We start from the raw sequence: 20,187 nt of genomic DNA on the forward strand, positions 1-20,187 counted from the left end.
CCGGGTGGAGCGGGACTTCCAGGCCGAGGCACCGGATACGCTCTGGGTCTCGGACATCACCTATGTACCCACGGACGCCGGTTTTCTGTACCTGGCCGTGGTGCTCGATGTCTTCAGCCGCGGGGTGATCGGCTGGTCGATGGCCGGCCACATGCGCACCGAGCTGGTACTAAACGCCCTGGATATGGCGATTCAGAGTCGCCAGCCGGAGTCGGTAATTCATCATTCGGACCAGGGTTGCCAGTACACGTCGCTGGCGTTCGGCCTGCGCTGCCAGGAGGCCGGTGTGGCCCAATCCATGGGCTCAGTCGGTGATTGCTACGACAACGCCCTGGCCGAGAGCTTTTTCGCTACCCTCGAATGCGAATTGATCGACCGCCAGCGCTTCCGAAACCATGCGGAGGCCAAGCGGGCGATCTTCGAATTCATCGAGGGCTGGTACAACTTGAGGCGACGCCATTCCGCCCTCGGCCAGCAGGCCCCGAAGGCCTATGAAGCGGCCTGGCGGGATGCCGCGTAAACCAAACTGTTACCTGTCCACTGAAACGGGGCAACTCCACTTTAGGTAGTGGGTGTCCTTTAGGTTGCTCGCCACTGGATAGGAGTGGAACTCCGGCCTTGGAGTAACGAGGAAGGCAATAAAAAGGAGACAAATACCCCAAACCAGGCGGGCTTTTCGGCCAGTTCTGAGAAAAATTGGTAAAACCCTCCAGGCAACGACCACTCCTGCAGCAAGCACCGCCAACAAAGCCAAAATTGGCCAAAAAAGGCTCTTTGTTTTTCCACCTAACAGAAAATCCAGGAAAACCGGTAGGACAGATATTAAGAACCCTACAACCACCCAGACCAAGAGCAGGGTTAAGATCCAGGCCCCTAACTTATTCATTCCTGGTCCATTTCCAGCTCATTCAGAATGGGTATCCCTTACCTGCGCTGGGTAGCAGATCATTTGGCGTTAGGTTGATTGGGAAATTTTGAACTGACAGCCCGAGAAAAAAAGTACAACCTAGCATAAAATTGCCCATAAACCAGAATAATGAATATTGAATTTATTACCTCCCACTCCGTTACACCAACTCGGTAAAAACGGCTAAGAATATAAGCTAGAGCGTTTAGCCCCAAAAAATAAATTAAAAAGGATTGAAGCATGAAAGGAGGGGAAACCAAGAATAAAAATCCAGAAAACCCCAATTCCTTTTCTATATTATAACTTTTAAAAGAAAAAGTGGTTCCTACAGCTATCATCAAAATAACTACCGGGATTTCCATAAATAAAATGGGATATTCTGGAGCAGACCCCAACATTGAATAATACCCCAGGGCAACAATTATAATTTGGGTAAGAATTACATACCTAACTAGAAAAATATTTTTATTATCCGCCCTAAAGAATGAATCCATTGCCTTATTAGCACTTATATAATTCAGCATACCCCCCTCCTTTTTAAGCCCCCGCCCGGGGCCTGACATCTACTATCAATTATCTACCGCTTCTTACCCAAATAACCGATACCAGGCCCGAAAAAAAAGCAACTGGGAAGAAGACCCTAGAATTCATTACCCATTTTCCAAGAACACCGGGAATGCGGAAAGTGGCCAGAATTGGGTCCCACCAACTTTCGACCGGTCTCATTGAGATGTTCCCTGGACCAAAGGGGACGTCTGGATTTTTGGGGACCGGTATCTCACCGAGGCTAATAATCGACAAAGGCATGGTTACGAGTGGGGCAAGGAGAGCGACCAACAGGCTGATAAGAAGGATCCAAAAGAGCCCCTTAAGGGTTCCCCGCCTTTCGGCACTCCAAATAGGAGTTTGAAGGCGCGGTACTTCCCGGCAGGACCCAGTCGAAGGTTGGCTTTGGGCAACCCATCGGGCCGTTAAACAGCCAGTGAGCAATCCCACCACAAAAAGGGTGACAAGGTGTTGGAAACCGAACCACCCCCAGGCCAGGCTCCAGAAGGGGTAGGTCAGCTGTTCCCACCAACTTGAATTCAAGCCGTACATCCGGAGGGTGAACGGCTGATAGAAAAAAGCCACAACCAGGCTCACCACAGCGCAGCGCCATAAAATGGCCATTTCGCCCCCTTTTTAAATCGCCCCACCGGCTGCCCCGGTCCTCGGCACCTCCAAAGAAAGTGGGTGTCCCTTGGTGTCCCTACGCTGGCGCCGAGACCGGGCGGCTGTAAGCGAGGCCGGGGCACCCACCGCCGAGCCGAAGGCCCGCAACAGCCGGTCGGACTCGGCGGCCAGGGCCTCGGCATCCATGCCAAGGCGGTCCAGGATCTTGGGCTTTCCTGGCGGAATGCGCCCCCGCTTGGCCGGATGCACCGCCCGGCCCAGCCAGTCCACCAGCTCCAGATAGTCGTCGAAGGCGTAGGGGATGGCCCAGCCCAAATGCCCCGTCGCATCGAAGGGCATCAACGGCGCCTTGGGCAAGGCAGCCGCCCCCTCCTCGGAGCCCTCCGCCTCCCCTTCGGCCACCGGACCGTCCACCCGCTCCGGCTCCCGCCCCAACCGCTGCTGGATGGACGTATAGTCCGATTCTTCGGGCGTCTCGGCCATGCCCGCCCGGATGGGGTTCAGGTCCACATAGGCCAAGGCCGCGATCAGCGCCTGCTCGTCCAACAGGGCCTGGCTCTTGAACCGCCCCTCCCAGAATCGCCCCTTCACCCCGTCCTCGGCATTGGCCTGCCAGGCGATGCCCTCGTTCAGGGTGCGCATGAACCAGGACAAGTCCTGAAGCCGGGCCCGATACTGCTCGGCCCACTGAGACACGGCCAGGACCTCCCCTTCATCGAGCCCCTCGCGCCCTTCGGCCAGATACCGCCGAACCAATAGCGGCCCGGCGTACAGAGCTGTCCAGCGCCCCAAGACCTCGTCCAGGCTCCAATTGGCCGCACGCTCCGTATCGATCCGCACCACCACGTGGAAGTGGTTGCTCATCACCGCGTAGCCCGCGACATCCACCGCAAACACCGAGGCAAGCTGCTGCAGGCGGTCGGCGATCCAGCCGCGCCGGTGCTCATAACTCACGCCTGTAAGCCGGTCCTCCCCACATAGAAAGGCCCGGCGAACGCAGCGGGAGACACAGTGGTACCAGGGGGTATCGGAGACAGAGACCAGGGTGGAGCGAGGCTGGGTCATGGGGCAGGCCTCCCGACAAGAACATATTGAGAACTCACCAGGGAGGGTACCCCAGGGCAATCAAAGTGGGTGTCCCTTATCTATCTCGGTGTCCCTTATCCAATCTCAGCCCTCCAGAAGGTGGGTGTCCCTTTCCTTCTAGGAATACCTCTCAAGATTTCTTGCGGCATCAAGGCGAAGGTCGGTCCTTGCCCTAAACCAAGCCCGCCCGATGAAAAGATATATAGCCCAAGCCCAGGCCGAAGGGACGAGCCCTGGGGTTAGCTGAACCAAGATTAGCCAAGCGATAAAAGCCTCGAAAGCGGAAGCCAGGTGATGCCAGGGACGTCTAGTCAGCATTCCGAAGTCGTGCCCGATTCCGAGAATGAGAACGGGGAGAAGGTTCCATTTCAGTAGCGTTGCCAGCCCCGCAAGCCCAAGCCCTTGGGTAAGGGCGAGCAAAACTGCGGATATAGCAATATAGACCTCGATCGCCTGGTAAACCTCAAGGCGCAAGCGTTTCCCCGCCAGTCGGAATCTCCTCCGGCGTGGTAATTGGGCAGTATAGTCGACCAGTTCATCAGAGAGCGGAGAGGGATCTTGAGTCAAAGAGGGCTCGCAGGTTTCCGGTATTAAGGAGCTAAATGGGGCCCCCCTTGTTGGGAGGCCGCAAAGAAGATGGGTGTCCCTAGCAGAGTGAAATAACTTTCCATGATTACACCTGCCAAGCGAAGTGGGTGTCCCTTAGCTACGATCTGTTAGGTTCGCCCTGTCGCTGCATATCTATATCTACATCCCTTATCTTGCGAGTCGTTTGGTGATCCGAATTGGGGAGGTAGTTAATACTTCTTCACATCGAACCGACGGGTTTTCTTCGATTTTTATCCAAAAATCACCGTCCCAGTATTTTTGGGCTATCTGTGACATATTCATATTTAGGCCTGGCAGGGGTTGGACAAGGTTAAAGTCGGACCGATGCTCCCCCGCTTCTGGGTCAACCTTTTCCACTTCGTAAATTACCGGCCAAAAACTATTAGGAGAATTTTTCTTAATAGCCTCTACGTATAAATTTAAAGACTCTAGATTAGAACAGCAGAAGCAGGAATTAAGCCTTGAGGGTTTTTCTGGGTGATAAATGGAGCGCACCCTTTCTAGTTCGGTTTCTCTTTCCCAATGAGGATGCCCCTCTCCAACCGCACCGATTACTCGCCCATAATTTCCGGGAAGGATAACGCTTCCGATTTCTAGCAAAACGGGCGAAGAATGATATAACATATTCATTTTATTGGCCTTAGTAGAAACCAGATCAAAACGACAATTTGAGGGTATGAACCGCCCTCAGACAAAATGCAAAATCCACTTGCCGCGCTGAGGAGCCTTCAAAGAGGCCGAGCGGCATTTGGCATGGAGAAGCCTTCTTGAAATGGACATCCCGAGAACTTGCAAGGGAGGCTAACCCAAGGCAATCAAGGTGGGTATCCCATATCCAATGGTCGACTTCGTCGAAGAAGTCGCGAACAGAGAAAGTGGGTGTCCCTTACCCGATCCTACATCAATATCATACCTCGCACAGTTCCCTGGCCTTTTGGGCGAGAATTTCTGCTCGTTCCTGCACAAAGGGAATAAATGTATCTTTAAAAAGTGAATGGGGACAAAGGTGAGATTCAAGGATCTCATCAACATTTCCTGCCATATTCGTTTTATACTCACTCGGGGCCTTCTTCCCAATCTCTCTATTATCTGCCGCTGAAATAAAACACAGATTTGCCAACACATTAGGATTGTAATCAGTCTGACCTGTACTTAACAAAAAGGCTTTCGGCATAATATGATGAAACTGCTTTCTGTTATACTTTTGCAATTTTTCACTAAGATCGACGGACGTCCCGCTCACGAAATTTTTTGGATTATATTGGGCTAGCATCGCTACAAATGTTTTTGTGCTTACCGAATTTATCTGGAACGCATTTCTAATGAAGAAACCCGGATCAATTGAAACACTGATATTATCGATAGAGGAACTAGCCCCTTCTTTCAACTTTACCATTTCTACAATATCTGCATCCATGTTTCGGAGTACGCCACTGCTAAATCTTTTAGAGAAAGAGGATCTCCAAAACCACCTATTTAATTTTTCTTTTTGTTCTCCAGAAAAATTAAAATCTACACCATCCTTCTTGGAGAAGAAAACAGATAGTGGAACTATTATATTATGGTACGGGAGATTTTCTATAGTTGGGAGTGAGTATTCGCCCCAAATAAAATCTAAAGCCCCTTTAATTCCATTTAACACCTCATCAAATCTAGCTCGAACGTCGGCCCCATTCAAATTAACCAAACTTTCCGGACGCGATGAACCTGTTAAAACCGATGCAGTACATCTCAGTAACAAGCTAATATCATTAGAAATATCAGTGAATCCATACTGATTCAATTCATCTATTAGATCCTGAAATTGCTCTTGCAACTGGAAATCTTCACTCCAGGTCCAAGCTGACAGCAATTGCAAGGTGTCCAGAGGGACACCTTGACGATTAATCCTTTCAAATATTATTGCGACTTTTTCTTTTTCATCAGTCTTGAATGTTTGCACAGGTATTCTTGCTTCTTTAAATACAGACTGCATTTGATCAATATTTGCAGCCAAATCGTCGTCCATTTCTTTGGTCATTTTTCTATATTCAGACGTGTTAAATATACAACTTAATGGAAAATGCTTGCTAGGGTCCACCTCATCTTCGGACAAAGCAAAAAATTGTGTTTCCTGTATATCTTCCGTCTTAGAAAAATCGTAATAAATTTCCTTCCAATCCGAAGAACTGCCGGACAACTCCGTTTGGAAAACACCAAAAATAGAGGTTATTCTTTGCTGACCATCTAGAACATAATCAATAGGGAAATCTGAATTGGGCTCAGGCAAGTGGAATGGCCCAAGCTCTCTCTCTGTCTTTAGTTGCTCATTTGTTCTCCAAAATAGAAGGGTTCCAAAAGGGTAATTCTTGTAAACGCTATCAATCAAAAATGCAACCCTGTCCGGCTCCCAAACGAATCCCCTTTGGAATGCCGGTATTCTAATTTGACCTCGGTAAACAGCATCCAATATTTCCCTTATTGTAAAGTTATCCATAATAACTCTTTCCTCTATCCGGGGTTTTATAAGTTTCTTTATAAAGTTGCCTTTTAAGACATCTAACCAAACCCACCCCCACCCGGCAACGCCAACTCCAACTCCTCCCCAGGCGACATCCCAAAAGCCGCCTTAGGTTCTAATTGGTTGCCTCCCAACACCACCCTTCCAGGCCGCCCAACCTCACCACCACCGGCCCCAGGCGCCCCGGCCCGAGTCCGCTCCGCCATCACCGACACATGCGCCGCCTCATCCACAGTCAGCCGCACCCGCTGGCCGCGGCCCCCGGTGTGAGTCCCGCCCCCACCGGACCCCTCAATCAACGACTTCTCCAGAATACGAACTGGCGTAGTAGCCTCGATCACCTCCACGGGGACCGCCTGCACCCCGCTCGGGAAGGCGGTGGCGTCGAGGCCGTCCCATTCCGGGCCGGCACCCATGCCGCCGCTTAGGAAGAAAGTCTGCGCCCAGGGGCGCTCGGTGCCCTGGATGTTCACGCCCCACAGGCCCGTGGCCCCCTCGGCGGGCAGGGGGATGGCCTGGCCGAGCGCGCCCATCACCGCCGGGGTGGCGAAGTGGCCGATGATGTGGCGGGCGGCCACGGGCTGGGGCGGAACGGCGTTCAGCAGGCAGCCCTCCGGGGCGGTGACGTGGATGGGGCGGAAGGAGCCGGCGTTGTGCGGGATGTCCGCGGCCACGGCGCAGGTGACGGCGTAGATGGCGTAGGCGGCGGTGTAGTTGAGCACCACGTTGATGCCCCGCGCCTGCGCGGGCGCCGTCCCGGCGAAGTCGCAGGTGATCTCCTCGCCGGCCACGGTCACCGTGCAGCGGATGGGCAGGGGCTCCTCGAAGCCGTCCAGCCAGACTTCGTGGGAATAGGTGCCGTCGGGGATGCGGGCGATGGCCTCGCGCACCGCCGCCTCGGAGCGGCCCAGGATCTCGTCGGCGAGGTCGTTGACGTCCAGGTCCAGGCTCTCCAGGCGGCGGGTGGCCACCTCGCCGCCGGTGACCTGGGCTCTAAGGTCGCCGAGCACCACCTCCGGCACGCGCACGTTCTCGCGGATGATGGCCTTGATGGTGGGGTCCGGCTCGCCCCGGCGGTGGAACTTCACCCACGGCAGGCCCAGGCCTTCCTCGAAGACGTCGCGGCCCTCGGTGGTGAGGCCCCGGCCGCCGATGTCGGCGGCGTGGCAGGTGGAGGCGAAGTAGGCGACGGGGGCGCCGCCGTTGAATACGGGGGTGACCACGGTGATGTCGTGGCGGTGGCCGGAGACGGCCCAGGGGTTGTTGGTGAGCAGGACGTCGCCCGCTTCCAGGGTCTCGGCGGGGACGTCTTCGAGCATGTCGGCCACGGCCTGGGCCATGGTGTTGATGTGGCCGGGGGTGCCGGTGACCGCCTGGGCGAGCATGCGGCCCTGGCGGTCGAAGACGCCGGCGGAGAGGTCGCCGGCCTCGCGCACCACGTTGGAGAAGGCGGTGCGCTGCAGGCTGGCGGCCTGTTCGTTGACCAGGGCGATGAGGCGGTTCCAGGCGGTGCGGAGGGCGATCTCGGTCATGGTTGGGATCTTTGCCCTCGTTTGGGGAGGGCGGTGGTGTTTCGGATCCGGGGTTTGTTTGGGTGGTCGCGACGGGGGCCGTCGCTCCTACGGAATTCTTTCCGCATTGTGCCGCATCGGGCGGGTCGCGGGCTGGAGCCCGCTCCTACACCCGTTTGGGGCCCGTTTGGGTGGTCGCGACGGGGGCCGTCGCTCCTACTGGAATTTCCCGCATTGTGGCGCATCGGGCGGGGACGCCGCTCCTACGGTTCCCTCCGCCCGGGTTGTTACTTCGAGCCCCTTTGTTCCCCCTGATTTTTGGGGGCTTTGGGCTAGACGGTAGCGCCGTACGGGCTTGTCCGCAAGCGTGGGGGAGCGGGTCCGGAACCGTCAGTAAATGCCCACGTCCAGGTAGGAGCGGGCGATCTTGCGGATGGCGATGACGTAGGCGGCGGTGCGGTAGTCGTGGACGGTGTTGTCCTCCTCCAGGACCTCGCGGATCTCCTGGAAGGCCAAGCGCATGGTGTCGTCGAGGCCGGAGCGGATCAGGTCGATCTCGTGGGGGGCGCGGGTGAGGCCTTCCTTGGCGTGCGCGGGCATGTGGATGCCGGCGTGGTCCTCCAGCAGGGTGGCCATCTGCATGCCGCGCAGCTGGTCGTGGCGCCGCTGCATGAGGCCGAAGCGGATGTGGGAGAGGTTGCGGATCCACTCGAAGTAGGAAACGGTGACGCCGCCGGCGTTCACCAGGCTGTCGGGCAGGATCACCACGCCCCGCCGGTGCAGGATCTCGTCGGCGGCGAAGGTGACCGGCCCGTTGGCCGCCTCCACCACCAGGCCGGCGCGGATGCGCCCGGCGTTGCCGGAGTGGATTTGGCCTTCCAGGGCGGCGGGAATGAGGATGTCGCAGTCCATCTCCAGCGCTTGGGCGCCCTCCTCGCTGAACTCCGCCTTGGGGAAGCCGCGCAGGCCGCGGTGGCGCTCCAGGTAGCGGCGCACCTCCTCCACGGGCAGGCCGTCCTCGTCCACCACCACGCCGTCGCGCTCAATGACGGCGACGACGCGCGCGCCGTCCTCCTCGGCGAGGAACCGGGCCAGGTGGTAGCCCACGTTGCCCAGGCCCTGCACCACGATGCGCTTGCCGCGCAGGTCGCCCTCCAGGCCGGCCTCCCCCACCGCCTCCGGGTGGCGGAAGAATTCCCGCAGCACGTACTGCACGCCGCGCCCGGTGGCCTCCACCCGGCCGCGGATGCCGCCCTGGTCCACGGGCTTGCCGGTGACCGCCGCCAGGTAGTTGATGTCCTCGGGGTAGAGGTGCTTGTAGGTGTCGGCGATCCAGGCCATCTCCCGCTGGCCGGTGCCCATGTCCGGCGCCGGCACGTTGGTGGCCGGGCTCAGCACCCCCTTGCGCACCAGCTCCAGGGTGAAGCGGCGGGTGATGAGCATGAGCTCCTTGCGCGTGTACTCCCGGGGGTCGATGAGCAGGCCGCCCTTGGCGCCGCCGAAGGGGATGTCCACGGTGGCGCACTTGTAGCTCATCAAGGCCGCGAGGGCCTCCACCTCGTCCTGGCAGACCTCGGGGGCGAAGCGCAGCCCGCCCTTGGCGGGCAGGCGGTGGGTGCTGTGGGTGGCGCGCCAGCCGGTGAACACCCGCACCTCCCCCTGCAGCTCCACGGGGAAGGTGACCTGGATCACCGAGTTGCAGGGCTTGATGGCGGCGGCCACGCCGGAATCCAGGCCGATGGCCTCCACGGCCCGGTCCACCATGCGCTCCACGTTCTCCCGGAAGGAGGTTCGCGGCTCGACGGCCTCCGCTTCGGCCATGGGCGGGCTCCGTTGTGGGGAAGGAAACACCCGGGGCGTACCGCCGCCCCGTACCCCCATCCTTAGCCGGACCGCAGGCGCCGGGCAATCGGCAAGGGCCCTGTCGGGAGATGCGGGGAAGCTCTTTTGCGGGGCTGGGGGTTCGCTGTGGGGGTGCTGTGGGAGCGGTCCGTGACCGCGACAACCAAAGGGGGCCACCAGGGTCGCGGTCATGGACCGCTCCCACAACTGCCTTTTCCCCCTCAGTCCCTTTTGTCCAGGCCAGGCGCCGACCGCTTCCTAGTAGGGCACGGCGATGGGCTCGTAGGGGGCGCGGTCCGGGGGGCCGGCGGCGAACAGGAAGTGGACGCCGCCGCCGTAGCCGGGGTAGCGCGGCACGGCCACCAGGTGGCTGCAGATGGTGCCGAAGCCGTTCTCCTCCAGGTTCATGGCGGCGTCGGGGTAGCCGCGGGGGTAGCCGCGGTCGGCGAGCACCGTGCGCCAGGTGTCCCAGTTCTCCTCCTGGGGCTGGGGGACCTCGGCCTCGCGGAAGCGCGGCAGGTTGAAGTTGATGCGGTGGTCGGTGGGGTCGTCGAGGTCGCCGCTGGTGAGCATGTGCAGGCCCTCGGGCACCTCCCGGACCTCAATGTCGCTGCCCTGCTCGTCGCGGTGGGCGACCCAGTAGGCGGCGGTGGGGCCACCCACGAACAGGTTGAAGGCGCGGTAGGCGCGCGGCTCCAGCTCCGCCAGGGCCTCGGCGGCGCGCTCCGCCTCGGCGTGCTCCAGGGCCTCCAGCACCAGCTCGCCCCGGCTGCGCCGCCCCTCCTGCGGGCCCAGGGTGCCGCGCCGGTTGGCCACCGCCGCCACCAAGCCGTAGCGGTTCACGGCGAACCAGCTGCCGTGGCCGTGCTCGTCCAGGCCGCCCACCACCTCGGGCCGCTCCGGCCAGTGGACCCCCGGCCGCTCCCAGGAGCGGCCGCGCATCTCGTCCCGGTTGGCCCCCACCAGCAGGGGCCAGTCGTGGTCGGGGCGGCGGAGGACGACGAGGGTGCACATGGGAGCTCTCGGTGGGGGTTGCGGTGTTTGGTACGTCCGCTCCTGGCCCATGGATGCGGCATCGGAGCCAGGTGTTCAAGGGTGGAGAATCCCTAGCGGGGTCGCGGCGGGGACGCCGCTCCTACCCCGCAATTGCCCGTAGGAGCGACGGCCCCCGTCGCGACCACCCTGCGGGGAGGTGCGGAGGGGCCTCATTCGATCCGGTAGGGCCGCCGGTACTCTCCGTGCAGCTTCATGCGCCCGTTGGCAGCGAACCACCGGATCAGCTCGTCGGTGGCCTCCAGGATGTCGCGGTCGCCGTAGATGCGCGGCAGCTCGCCGCCCCAGGCCTCCTCCTCGTCGGGGTACTTCACGGCCAGGTGCACCAGGGAGGAGAAGAAGCGGCGCAGGTTCACCAGCAGGTCGAAGGGCGACTGGTCCCGGGACAGGTCCAGGGCCTCCAGGTTCTCGAAGGTGACCCGGAACGGGGTCTGGATCTCCGTGGGCACGTAGAGCGCGTCGTTCCAGAGCTGGGCGGTGTCGATGGCGTCGCCGGTGTCGTGGACGTACTCGGCGTAGGAGCGCGGGCCGCCCACGTGGACGTGCATGAGGCCGTCCAGGGCGTCGCCGAAGCAGGTGCGCAGCCACTCGGTGACCCGTTGGGCGTAGTCGCCCCCGGGGCGCTCCACCAGGTCGAAGGGGTAGACCGCCTCGGCGTTGGCGGGGTGGGCCTTCACGCCCAGGAAGGTGAGCATCTCCTCCACCGTGCCGGCGCCGCCGGGGTGGATGCGGCCGCGGTGGGAGGCGCGGATGAAGGCCTCCATGCGCTTCTCCACGTCCGGGAAGATCACCAGCTCGGAGATGATGCCGTTGGGGGCCTCGGCGGCGATAATGCCGCGCTCGGAGAAGCCGATGTAGTCGCGGTGGATGCCGCGCTTGTGGTAGTCCTGCTTGCCGTAGGCCACCAGGGAGCCCTTGAAGGGCGCCTTCATCACCCCGGGCCCGCAGCCGGTGATGAACTCGGTGCCGTTGCCGAGGGCGTCCCAGTAGCCGGTCTCCTTGGCGAAGTCGTACTCGTCGCGGCTCACGGCGTGGCCGCCCCAGACGAAGGTGCGCGGCCGCGGCGCCTGGTCCAGCAGCGGGGTGCGCGCCACGAAGCTGCGCACGTAGCGGGAAGTCGCGGCGGAGGGGTCGGTGGCCTCGGGGAAGGCCGGCTCCATGACGAAGTCGCGCACGGCCTGGCAGATCTGGCGCTTCTGCCGCGCGGGCAGGTCGCCGTTCAGCAGCGATCCCGGGGGCATCCCGGTGCAGCGCAGGACCAGCCCGCGGTCGGTGCGCCGCACGGTGATCTCCATGGCGGAGAACTTCTCGCGCAGCTCCCGCTTGTCGTCGTTGTCTTCCTTGTGGATGTCGATGAGGGCGGCCACGGTCTCGCGGAAGCCGTTGCGCTCGGTCTGGATCCGCTCGGCGATGCGGTCGGCCACCGGGCCGTGGAAGGTGTCGATGCCCAGGATCTCGGGGCGGATGTCCACCTCGAGCGTTTCCGTATAGGGGGGCGGATTCAAAGTCATGGCGCCTCGCTATGGTTGCAAAGCCGCCCCGGCGTGCGGAGGCCGGACTTCCCACCATAGCAGCTTGTCGCCCGCCGCCGATCCCCCCGAGCCGGGAGGCCGGCGGGCGCTGGCGTGACCGCGGACGGGGAAGATCAGGAAAGCGTGAGCCGCAGGCTGCCGTCGCCGAGCAGGTCCACCTGGCTGTCCGGTGGCACCACCAGGGTGGAGGCGGCGTCGACGATGAGGGCCGGGCCCTCCAGGTGGGGCGGCAGGTCGGCGCGGCGGTAGCGGGGGGTGTCCACCCAGTCGCCGTCGAACACGGCGGGTGCCTCGGCGTAGGGCGCGCCGCCGCCCGGGGCCACCCGCGGCCAGCCGACCTCCGGCGCCGGCCCGGTGGCGCGGACGCGCCAGGACACCGCCTCCACCGGGTTGCCGGGGGCGGTGCGGCCGAACAGCTCCGCGTAGGCGGTTTCGAAGCGCGCCCGCACGTCGTCGGCGTCCAGCTTGCCCTCCGCCAGGGCCACGGGGACCTCCGTGCCCTGCCCCGCGTAGCGCAGGGTGGCCCAGCGCTCCACCGCCACCTCGCGCGCCCCGGCGTGGCTAAGGCGCTCCAGGCAGTCGTCCTCCAGCTCCTTGAGAAGCCGGTCCACGGCGTCCAGGTCCAGCTCCCCCAGCACCCCCGGCCAGGAGCGGGTGCGCTCGAAGGCCGGGGCCTGGGCCAGGCAGCCGTGGGCCGAGGCCACCCCCGCGCCCACCGGCAGCAGCACCGAGCGCACCCCCAGCCGCCGCGCCACCGAGGCCGCGTGCACCGGCCCGGCGCCGCCGAAGGCCACCATGCTGTACTCCGCCGGCTCCAGGCCCTTCTCCACGGCGTGGATGCGGGTGGCCTCCACCATGTCCTCGTCGATGGCCTGGCGCACCGCCCAGGCCACCTCCACCGGATCGTCGCCCAGGGTGGCCAGGGCCCGGCGGGCGCCCTCCACGTCCAGGGCCATGGACCCGGCGGCGAAGGCCTCGGGATCCAGATAGCCCAGCAGCAGGTCGGCGTCGGTGACGGTGGGCTCGGTGCCGCCGCGGCCGTAGCACACCGGGCCGGGATCGGCCCCGGCGCTGTCGGGGCCCGCGTGGATCAGGCCCAGGGAGTCGCGGCGGGCGATGGAGCCGCCGCCGGCGCCGATCTCGATGAGGTCCACCACCGGCACCAGCAGCGGCAGGCCGGAGCCGGCCTTGTGCCGGTGGACGCGGGCGGCCTCGAACCGGGGCTCGATGAGCGGCCGGCCGCCCTTGATGTAGCAGGCCTTGGCGGTGGTGCCGCCGATGTCGAAGGACAGGATCCGGTCCTCGCCCGGCATGGAGCGGGCCGCCTCCGTGGCGCCGGCGGCCGGGCCCGACTCCAGGATGCGGATGGGGAAGTGGGCGGCGTCCTCGGGGGTGGTGATGCCCTCGTGGGACAGGGCGATGTACAGCGGCGCCCGCAGGCCCTCGGCGGCCAGGGCGTCGCGCATGCGCTCCAGGTAGCGGCGGGCGATGGGCAGCACGTAGGCGTTGGCCATGGCCGTGGTCATGCGGGGGTGCTCGCGGATCTCCGGGGCCGCCTCCGAGGACAGGGAGACGTCCACGCCGTCCGGCAGGGCGTCGCGCACCGCCCGCTCCTGGGCGCCGCTGGCGTAGGCGTGCAGCAGGCACACCGCCACCGCCTCCACCCCGGAGAGGTCGAGGTTGCGCACCGCCTCGGGGTCCACGGCCTCCAGCTCGGTGCCGTCGGCCTTGAGCCGCCCGGGCACCTCGAAGCGCCGCTCGGGCGGCACCAGCGGCTCGGGCTTGCGCAGGGCCAGGTCGTAGAGGTCGTAGCGGCCCTCGTCGCCGATGTCGGGGAGGTCCTTGAATCCGGCGTTGGTGATCAAGGCGGTGGGGACGCCCTTGCGCTCGATGAGGGCGTTGGTGATGAGGGTGGTGGCGTGGACCACCGCCTCGGCGGCGCCGAAGTCCACGCCCTCCGCCGCCAGGCCGCGAATCCCTTCCAGCACCCCCTGGATGGGGTCGTCGGGGGTGGTGAGGACCTTGCGGTCCACGCGCCGGTGGCTGCCCGGCTCCACCGCCACCACGTCCGTGAAGGTCCCGCCGATGTCCACGCCGATGCGCCAGGCCATGTTCCCTCCCGTTCCCTGCTGGCCGTGTCCCGCGCCCGAGCCCGGCAAGGGTAGCGCCCCCCGCGCTCTGGGGGGAAGCCCCGCGTCCCCTAGGTAGCCGCAGCCCCCGTCCATCCCTGGGCAGCGCCGGTCCCGTGGGCTAACAATCGAATTTTAGCCCTTTTCTCCCAATCCGGCCGAACGGCCCGGAGCAAGGAAGGTTTCCATGCAGGCACGAACTTGGCTCCAGACCGGCCTCGCCGGCCTCCTGGCCCTGGCCGCCTGGCAGGCACAGGCCGGGCTGGAGATCGTCGGCGAGGAGGACACGACCACCCTGGTCTCCGAGGGCCAGCTGAAGAGCGAGGCGCGGGGGCCGGAGGACGTGACCCACATCTTCGACGTCAACGCGGGCACCATCACCCTCGTCCACCCCACGGAGGGAATTCACGCCACCGGCACCCCGGCGGACTACTGCCAGGCGCTCAAGGAGCTCCAGGAGGAGATGGAGGCGGACCTGACCGAGGAGGAGCGCCGGATGGTGGAGGAGTTCAAGCGCGGCCTCCGCGAGCAGACCAAGGAGAACCCCGAGGTGCGCGTGGAGGAGCGCGGCCCGGGGGAGCAGGTGGCCGGCTACGGCACCCGCCACTACCGGGTCTTGGTGGACGACCAGCTCACCGAGGAGGTGTGGCTGAGCAACGATCCGAGCCTGCTCGGGGAGTTCGGGGACTACGGCAAGCTCATCGACATGACCACCGAGGTCAGCCGGTGCGTCTCCGACACCATGGGGATCGCCGGGGGCTCCCTGGAGGAGCAGGCGGCCTACCAGGATCTGATGCGCAAGGGGATTGAGCTGAAATCCACGGAGCACAGCGACGGCCAGACCGCCACCGAGCGGGTCCAGGCCGTCCGGGAGCGCAACATCCCCGCCGAGGTCTTCCGCCCCCCCGAGGACTCCCGGGAGGCCACCATCAAGGAGGTGATGCGCGCTGCCCAGGAGGCCGGATCCGGGCCGTAGGGGCTCGGGGCCGCGGGCCTCAGCCCCGGATCCGGGTGAACAGCTCGGCGCGCGCCCCGCTGTCGAGCAGGCCGTCGATGCCCGGGTACAGCACCTGCTCCTCCTTGGCGTTGTGCAGCCCCAGGCGGTCCTGGAGCTGCTCCTCCAGGTCCGGGAGCCCCTCGGGGCGTCCCGCCGCCAGCGCCTCGTCCATGTAGCCGAGGACCCGCTCGATCTCGCGGTGCTCTTGGCGCATCACCTCCGTGGGTCCGGCCAGCTGCATGCCGGTGTGCTCCTCGAAGAGGGGGAACAGGTGCTCCTCCTCCCAGGCGATATGTTGCCGAAGGCCCTGCTGGAAGTCGCCGAGCAGGGCCGGCGCCTCCTCGGGGCGGTTGGCGCGGGCCTCCTGATAGCGCTCGTACAGCGTATCCAGGCGGCGGTGGTCGTTCTGAAAGAAGGCGGTGACGGTTTCCGTTTGCGCATCCATGGCCGGGCCTCGCTGTCTGCCGCGCGGCGGGGACGCCGCGGTTGCCGAAGGGACGAACCCAGCCTAGACCCTACCCCTTTGGTGGGAATTGACGACCGTCAACGGGCCGGTCGAGAATACGCCGGTCGAGCGTTCCAGTGCGGCATTCTCCGCGAAGCCACCGACCGGGAGACTCCCAAGTGACCAGACAGAAGGGCCCGCCGGGGCGCGTGGTCTACCCCATCGGCAACCGGCTGTACGTCAACCTCACCAACGGGTGCAGCCTGAAGTGCAGCTTCTGCTTCAAGAACACCGGGCAGGGGCCGCAGGTGGACGACTATGACCTGACCCTGGAGCGCCAGCCCTCCCCCACCGACATCCGCAAGGGCCTCGCCGACCTGGAGGGCTACGAGGAGGTGGTGTTCTGCGGCTTCGGCGAGCCCACCCTGCGCCTGCCCACCATGCTGGAGATCGCGGAGTTCATCCAGCGCAAGGGCAAGCCGGTGCGGCTGAACACCGACGGCCTAGCCAACCGGGTGTTCCGCCGCGACGTGACCCCCCAGCTCGCGGGCCGCGTCGACCGCGTTTCCGTCTCCCTGAACGCCCAGGACGCCGAAACCTACAACCGCCTCTGCCGCCCCCCCTGGCCCGACGCCTTCGACTACCTGCAGGACTTCATCCGCAAGGCCCGCGAGCATGTGGAGCAGGTCACCGCCACCGCCGTGGAGGGACTGGAGGGGGTGGACATCGAGGCCTGCCGTCGGCTCGCCGAGGAGGAGCTGGGGGTGGAGTTCCGCCCCCGCCAGCTGGACCGCGTGGGCTGACCCCGCCCGGAGTCCCTCTTGGCCACCCACCATCACGACCACAACCACGGGCACGGCCACGCCCCCGCCAACGGCCGGTTACTGCGGTGGGCCCTGGCCCTGACCCTGGGCTTCGCCGCCGTGGAGGCCGTAGGCGGCTGGCTCTCCGGCTCCCTGGCCCTGCTCGGCGACGCCGGGCACATGCTCACCGACTCCGTGTCCCTCGGCCTGGCCGCCCTGGCGGCGCGGGTGGCCCAGCGCCCGCCCAGCGCCCGGCACTCCTACGGCCTGGGGCGTATCGAGGTGCTCGCCGCCCTGGTGAACGGCGCCTTCATGCTGGCGGTGGTGGCGGGCATCGCCGTGGCCGCCCTGGACCGCTTCGCCAACCCCCGCGAGGTGGCCGGGGGCACGGTGCTGGTGGTGGCGGCCCTGGGGCTGGTGGTGAACCTGGGCGCGGCCTGGCTGCTGCACGGCGGCGAAGGCCTGAATGTGCGCGGGGCCCTGCTGCACGTCATGGGCGACCTGCTCGGCTCCGTGGCCGCCATCGCCTCCGGCGCGGTGATCCTGCTCACCGGCTGGACGCCCATCGACCCCATCCTGTCGCTGGTGATCTGCGTCCTCATCCTCTTCGCCAGCTTCAACCTGCTGCGCGAGGGGGTGCACGTGCTCATGGAGGGGGTGCCGCCGCACCTGGACCTGCCGGAGGTGGGCCGGACCCTGGCGGAGGTGGAGGGAGTGCACTCGGTGCACGACCTGCACATCTGGGTGCCGGACTCGGGCATGACCGCCCTGTCCGCCCATGTGGTGGTGGAGGACCTGAAGGACTGGGAGGTGCTGCTGGACCGCCTGCACGACGTGCTGCGCGCGGAGTTCGGCATCGAGCACGCCACCCTGCAGCCGGAGCCCCTGCACAAGCCGCTGCACCCCATGCCCTTTGAGGAGGCGCCGCACCGCGGACCCTCCGCGGAGTGATTGCCAACCCCTGTGGGAGCAGTCAGCCATGTGGGAGCGGTCCGTGACCGCGACCGAAAAGCCCTACAAACCATCGCCGGGGTGTGGGGGAATGCGCCTCGTTCCCGGGAGCCCCGGGCTCCCGGGCTACGGGCGTCTGTCCCCGTCCTCGCAATCCCCGTACCAGAAAACCCTTTTTTCCCAGACAGCAGAAAATAAAGGCCTTTTCCGGACCGGCTTGAAACCGGCCCGGGAGCCCGTCAAATCCGCCTTCACCCGCCGGTCGCCGACCCACCCCCCTAAAGGAGGTTCCGGAGCCCCGGCCGGAGGGGCGAGCCCCCGGATCAGGCTGGCCCGGAGCCGCCGGCTCCGGGGTTGGGCCCCGTTAAACGGGCGGACACCCCCATCCTTCCTATTCCAGCCGCGCGCCCCGCAGCCGGTTCAGCGCGGCCATGGCCTCGAACACCCGGGGCCGGGCCAGGTCGCCGTCGGGCTTGTCGAACAGGCGGTGCCACTCCGCCCCCTCCAGACGCTCGCGCAGCCAGGCGGGCGGGTCGGCCACCGTGCCGCCCTCGTCGCTCAGCTTGGCCAGCAGCTGGCCGACGGCACGCACCTGGGAGGTGTCGGCCACCTGCTCCACCGCGCGCAGGTCCACGTCCTCGCGGCCGAACACCAGGTGGTCCCGGCCCTTGCCCTGCACCTTGCGCTTGCCCTGCTTGACCGTGGGGTCCACCGAGCGGGTGTCCAGCGCCCGGACCCGGGGGGCCTCCAGGTCCGTCTCGTGCTCCTCGCGCCGGCCGGTGACGTGGGTGGCGGCGATCTCGCGGGCCTTGTCGGTGACGTCGAGGGGCACGTACTCCTGCATCTGCACCACCGTGTCGGCGCAGTCGAAATAGTCGCCGGAGCCGCCCATGACCAGGATGGTGGAGATGCCCAGGCGGTCACGGAGCTGGCGGATGCGGTCCACGAAGGGGGTGATGGGCTCGCTCTCCTTGGCCACCAGCGCCTGCATGCGCTCGTCGCGGATCATGAAGTTGGTGGCGGAAGTGTCCTCGTCCACCAGCAGGGACCGGCAGCCCGCCTCCAGGGCCTCCTGCAGCGCGGCGGCCTGGGAGGTGGAGCCGGAGGCCAGGTCGGTGGAGAAGGCGCTGGTGGACTTGCCGTAGGGCAGGTGGTTGATGAAGGGGGACAGGTCCACGCCCGAGACGGCGCGCCCGTCCTCGGCACGCACCTTCACCGCCGTGGGGTCGGCCACGATCTGCTCGCGGCCGTCCCCGGGAACGTGGTCGTAGACCCCCGTCTCCAGGGCGTTCAGGAGGGTGGACTTGCCGTGGAAGCCGCCGCCCACGATGAGGGTGATGCCGCGCGGGACCCCCATGCCCGTCACCTCGCCGGCGTTGGGGGTGGGCAGGGTCACGCGCAGGGACTCGGGGCTCTGCCAGGGGATGGCATCGGCCAGCGGCCGGTCGTCCACGCCGGAACGGCGCGGCAGCACCGCGCCGTCGCCGACGAAGGCCACCAGGTCGCGCTCCGCCAGGGCCTCGCGCAGGGCCACTTGGTCCTCCACCGCCGCGCAATGGCGCAGCAGGGCCCCGGTGTCCAGGCGCGCCGCCTCGGCGGCGTCCCGGACGATGCGGGGCAGGCGGTCGCACAGCAGCTCCCGGGCCTTGCGGCCGAGGATCTTGCGCCCCGCCGCCGGCAGGCTGGCGGTGAAGCGCAGCTCCACCCCCGCCTCGGTGAACAGGCAGGCGGTGCGCTCGAGGACGGTCTGGCGGCCGGCGTCGATGCCCACGTCCTGCTCCTCGCGCGCGGCGCGGCGGAAGGCCCGGGCCAGGAAGTCCCTCGCCGCCCGCGCCCGGGACGGCGAGGCGTGCACGGCCTCCGGCAGGTCCGCCACCGCCCAGGGCACAACGGCCCGCAGCCGCGAGGGGGCCGCGAAGGGGTCGGCCTGGACGTGGTCGATGAGGAGGGTGAAGCGCTCGAAGTCGTAGCGCCCGGCGATGTCCTTGTAGGCCTTGTAGCCGCGGCCGTCGATGCGCTCCAGGGTCTGCTCCAGCTGCTTGGCGTCGGCCATCAGCGCTCCTCGCTGGCTTGTGCGTTGCCGGTGTCGGCGAGCGGCCATTCCCGCAGGGTGGTGTAGGCGGCGCCCTGCGGCCCCAGGCTGGAGGCCACCAGCACGAAGCGGTCCACCCGCCACTCCAGGGGGCCGATCACCTGGCGGCCCGGCATCCGGGCCGCCTTGCGGGCCACGGTGATGTGCACCTGGAAGGGGCGGCGGTCCCGCTCCACGCCGCAGGGCTCCAGCGCCCGCCCCAGTTCGTCGGCCAGGGCCGGGAGGGCCTCGGGGGTCCGGGTGGGCCCGGCCCAGAGCAGGCCCCGGCGGGCCCAGTACCCCAGGCGGTCGAGGGTCAGGGGGAAGGCCTCACCGTTTAGCGTGTCCGCGGCTTCCTCGGCGCAGCGCCGGGCCTCGGGCCCCACCTCGCCGAGGAAGGCGAGGGTCACGTGCAGGTTCTCGGCGGGCACCAGGCGGCCCCGCCGTCCTCCCAGGGCCGCGCGGGCGGCCTCCGCCAGCTCCTTTTGAAGGTCCGCCGGCGGCCACAGGGCGAAGAACAGTCGCTGGGCTTCCTCGGTTTCCGCCATGCCATCCCCCGAACCGGGAAAGGCTATCAA

15 protein-coding genes are annotated in these 20,187 nt (G+C 65.2%); 4 read left to right on the plus strand and 11 right to left on the minus strand.

Annotated elements, in window-relative coordinates; genetic code table 11:
- On the plus strand, window positions 1–520 hold a 520-nt coding region (locus AN478_RS05025; protein ID WP_156344087.1), incomplete at its 5' end, for an IS3 family transposase.
- A gap of 425 nt (window positions 521–945) precedes the next feature.
- Here AN478_RS05025 and AN478_RS13915 read toward each other — a convergent pair.
- The 8 genes from AN478_RS13915 to AN478_RS05055 form a co-directional block, all read right to left on the minus strand.
- The gene (locus AN478_RS13915; protein ID WP_143004151.1) at window positions 946–1,431 is read right to left on the minus strand and encodes a hypothetical protein; all 486 of its coding nucleotides are present in this window, start codon (window positions 1,429–1,431) and stop codon (window positions 946–948) included.
- Between the two features lie 658 nt (window positions 1,432–2,089).
- On the minus strand, window positions 2,090–3,145 hold the full coding sequence (locus tag AN478_RS05030) for a hypothetical protein (protein ID WP_054965534.1): 1,056 nt from the start codon (window positions 3,143–3,145) through the stop codon (window positions 2,090–2,092).
- Between the two features lie 1,537 nt (window positions 3,146–4,682).
- Window positions 4,683–6,251: a GmrSD restriction endonuclease domain-containing protein gene (locus tag AN478_RS13485; RefSeq protein WP_074471433.1), complete on the minus strand. Its 1,569-nt coding sequence runs from the start codon at window positions 6,249–6,251 to the stop codon at window positions 4,683–4,685.
- A 62-nt stretch (window positions 6,252–6,313) separates the two neighbouring features.
- Complete coding sequence (locus tag AN478_RS05035) at window positions 6,314–7,807, minus strand: hydantoinase B/oxoprolinase family protein (RefSeq protein WP_054965535.1); 1,494 nt, start codon at window positions 7,805–7,807, stop codon at window positions 6,314–6,316.
- Window positions 7,808–8,176: 369 nt separating this feature from the next.
- A complete protein-coding gene (locus AN478_RS05040) occupies window positions 8,177–9,607 on the minus strand; it encodes a Glu/Leu/Phe/Val family dehydrogenase (RefSeq protein ID WP_054965536.1) in 1,431 nt (476 codons plus the stop codon).
- Between the two features lie 279 nt (window positions 9,608–9,886).
- Window positions 9,887–10,642: an NRDE family protein gene (locus AN478_RS05045; protein ID WP_054965537.1), complete on the minus strand. Its 756-nt coding sequence runs from the start codon at window positions 10,640–10,642 to the stop codon at window positions 9,887–9,889.
- A gap of 191 nt (window positions 10,643–10,833) precedes the next feature.
- On the minus strand, window positions 10,834–12,192 hold the full coding sequence (locus AN478_RS05050; protein WP_082432842.1) for a pyrimidine/purine nucleotide monophosphate nucleosidase domain-containing protein: 1,359 nt from the start codon (window positions 12,190–12,192) through the stop codon (window positions 10,834–10,836).
- Between the two features lie 134 nt (window positions 12,193–12,326).
- On the minus strand, window positions 12,327–14,324 hold the full coding sequence (locus tag AN478_RS05055) for a hydantoinase/oxoprolinase family protein (RefSeq protein ID WP_054965539.1): 1,998 nt from the start codon (window positions 14,322–14,324) through the stop codon (window positions 12,327–12,329).
- Window positions 14,325–14,529: 205 nt separating this feature from the next.
- On the opposite strand from AN478_RS05055, the gene AN478_RS05060 reads away from it, so the two are divergent.
- Entirely contained in the window at window positions 14,530–15,318 is a 789-nt protein-coding gene (locus AN478_RS05060) for a DUF4412 domain-containing protein (protein ID WP_054965540.1), read from the plus strand.
- A gap of 19 nt (window positions 15,319–15,337) precedes the next feature.
- On the opposite strand, the gene AN478_RS05065 is transcribed toward AN478_RS05060, so the two are convergent.
- Window positions 15,338–15,784, minus strand: coding sequence for a hemerythrin domain-containing protein (locus AN478_RS05065; protein ID WP_054965541.1), 447 nt, complete (start codon window positions 15,782–15,784; stop codon window positions 15,338–15,340).
- Between the two features lie 179 nt (window positions 15,785–15,963).
- Between AN478_RS05065 and AN478_RS05070 the strand changes: the two genes are divergently transcribed.
- Both AN478_RS05070 and AN478_RS05075 read left to right on the plus strand, forming a co-directional pair.
- On the plus strand, window positions 15,964–16,587 hold the full coding sequence (locus AN478_RS05070; protein ID WP_054965542.1) for a TatD family nuclease-associated radical SAM protein: 624 nt from the start codon (window positions 15,964–15,966) through the stop codon (window positions 16,585–16,587).
- 18 nt (window positions 16,588–16,605) lie between these two features.
- Window positions 16,606–17,538, plus strand: a complete 933-nt coding sequence (locus AN478_RS05075; protein ID WP_054965543.1) for a cation diffusion facilitator family transporter — start codon at window positions 16,606–16,608, stop codon at window positions 17,536–17,538.
- A 391-nt stretch (window positions 17,539–17,929) separates the two neighbouring features.
- On the opposite strand, the gene AN478_RS05080 is transcribed toward AN478_RS05075, so the two are convergent.
- Both AN478_RS05080 and thpR read right to left on the minus strand, forming a co-directional pair.
- Window positions 17,930–19,591 carry an ABC-ATPase domain-containing protein gene (locus AN478_RS05080; RefSeq protein ID WP_054965544.1) on the minus strand — a complete coding sequence of 554 codons (1,662 nt, stop codon included), beginning with the start codon at window positions 19,589–19,591 and terminating at the stop codon, window positions 17,930–17,932.
- Window positions 19,591–20,157: an RNA 2',3'-cyclic phosphodiesterase gene (thpR, locus tag AN478_RS05085; protein ID WP_054965545.1), complete on the minus strand. Its 567-nt coding sequence runs from the start codon at window positions 20,155–20,157 to the stop codon at window positions 19,591–19,593. Before thpR ends, AN478_RS05080 begins: the two co-directional genes overlap by 1 nt.
- Between the last annotated feature and the right edge of the window lie 30 nt (window positions 20,158–20,187).

It is taken from the genome of Thiohalorhabdus denitrificans (genome assembly GCF_001399755.1).
Taxonomy (GTDB): Bacteria; Pseudomonadota; Gammaproteobacteria; order Thiohalorhabdales; family Thiohalorhabdaceae; genus Thiohalorhabdus; species Thiohalorhabdus denitrificans.